Genomic DNA, 1,639 nt, shown 5'->3' with positions numbered 1-1,639 from the left:
AGATGTGTATAAGAGACAGGGGGAACGAGAATGACACTGGATCTTGCTGCCTTTGCAAAGGACAAAGGCATCAAATATTTCATGATCAGTTATACGGATCTTTTTTCCGGCCAGCGCGCCAAGCTCGTGCCGGCGCAGGCGATTGCCGGGATGCAGGAAGACGGCGCCGGCTTTGCCGGTTTCGCCACCTGGCTCGACATGACGCCCGCCCATCCCGATCTCTTTGCCGTGCCGGACCCATCCTCCGTCATCCAGCTCCCATGGAAGAAAGAGGTTGCCTGGGTCGCCGCCGATTTGATGATGGATGGCGAAATCGTCGCCCAGGCGCCGCGCAATGTGCTGAAGAAGCTCGTCAGCCAAGCCGAGGCCGAAGGCAAGCGGGTCAAGACCGGCGTAGAGGCCGAATTCTTCCTGATCACCGCCGATGGCTCGAAGATCTCAGACGAATACGACACCGGCGAAAAGCCCTGCTATGACCAGCAGGCGGTCATGCGCCGCTACGACGTCATCGCCGAGATCTGCGACTACATGCTCGAACTTGGCTGGGGCGCCTATCAGAACGATCATGAAGACGCCAACGGCCAGTTCGAGATGAACTGGGAGTTCGACGATGCGCTGAGGACGGCCGACAAGCACTCCTTCTTCAAATTCATGGTCAAGTCGATCGCCGAGAAGCATGGCCTTCGCGCCACCTTCATGCCCAAACCCTTCAAGGGTCTCACAGGCAATGGCTGCCATTGCCACATCTCGGTGTGGAGCAATGACGGCAGGACGAACGTCTTTGCCGACAGGGAGGCCGAATTCGGCCTGTCGGCCGAGGGCAAACACTTCCTTGGCGGCATCATGAAACATGCCTCGTCGCTGGCGGCGATCACCAACCCGACGGTCAATTCCTACAAACGCATCAATGCGCCGCGCACGACCTCGGGCGCCACCTGGTCTCCCAATACCGTGACGTGGACCGGCAACAACCGTACCCACATGGTGCGCGTGCCGGGTCCTGGCCGTTTCGAACTGCGCCTGCCCGATGGTGCCGTCAATCCATACCTGCTGCAGGCGGTGATTATCGCTGCCGGCCTGGATGGCCTGCGCAGCAGCGCCGATCCGGGACCGCATCACGATATCGACATGTACGCGGAGGGTCACCTGGTGAAGAATGCGCCGCGCCTGCCGCTCAACCTGCTCGATGCGCTGAGGGCTTATGACGAGGACGAGGGTCTGAAGCAGGCGATCGGTTCGGAGTTCTCCGAAGCCTATCTGAAGCTCAAGCATCAGGAATGGAACGCCTATTGCTCGCACTTTACCCAGTGGGAGCGCGACAGCACGCTCGATATCTGAGTGCGTAAAAAGATGCGAGAATTGACCCATATGCCGCGTTTTTATCGCATATGGTGGGATCATCCCCGGAAGCACCTTCTTCCCGCTGGGGAGAAGGGGTGTGCGGCGGCGTACCTGCCTCATGTGCGATTGCCCTGTGACACATGAGGCAGATTTCTGGCCGTAAACGGCGGAGGAAGATCACCATGACGAGCTATGTATTGACAGTGACGTGCAAGTCGACGCGGGGGATCGTTGCGGCGATCTCGAATTACCTGGCCGAGCAGGGCTGCAACATCGTCGATTCCAGCCAGTTCGACGA

2 protein-coding genes are annotated in these 1,639 nt (G+C 59.1%); both read left to right on the top strand.

Annotation, left to right across the window (positions count from 1 at the left end; translation table 11 throughout):
* Positions 1–30 precede the first annotated feature (30 nt).
* A complete protein-coding gene (glnT, locus tag ACPYOP_RS32845; RefSeq protein ID WP_481414370.1) occupies positions 31–1,338 on the top strand; it encodes a type III glutamate--ammonia ligase in 1,308 nt (435 codons plus the stop codon).
* Between the two features lie 185 nt (positions 1,339–1,523).
* The coding region (locus ACPYOP_RS32840; protein ID WP_481414371.1) for an ACT domain-containing protein at positions 1,524–1,639 on the top strand (116 nt) is incomplete at its 3' end.

The organism is Rhizobium sp. KNZ2-6A (assembly GCF_056755475.1).
This window is presented reverse-complemented; position numbering and strand designations above follow the sequence as displayed.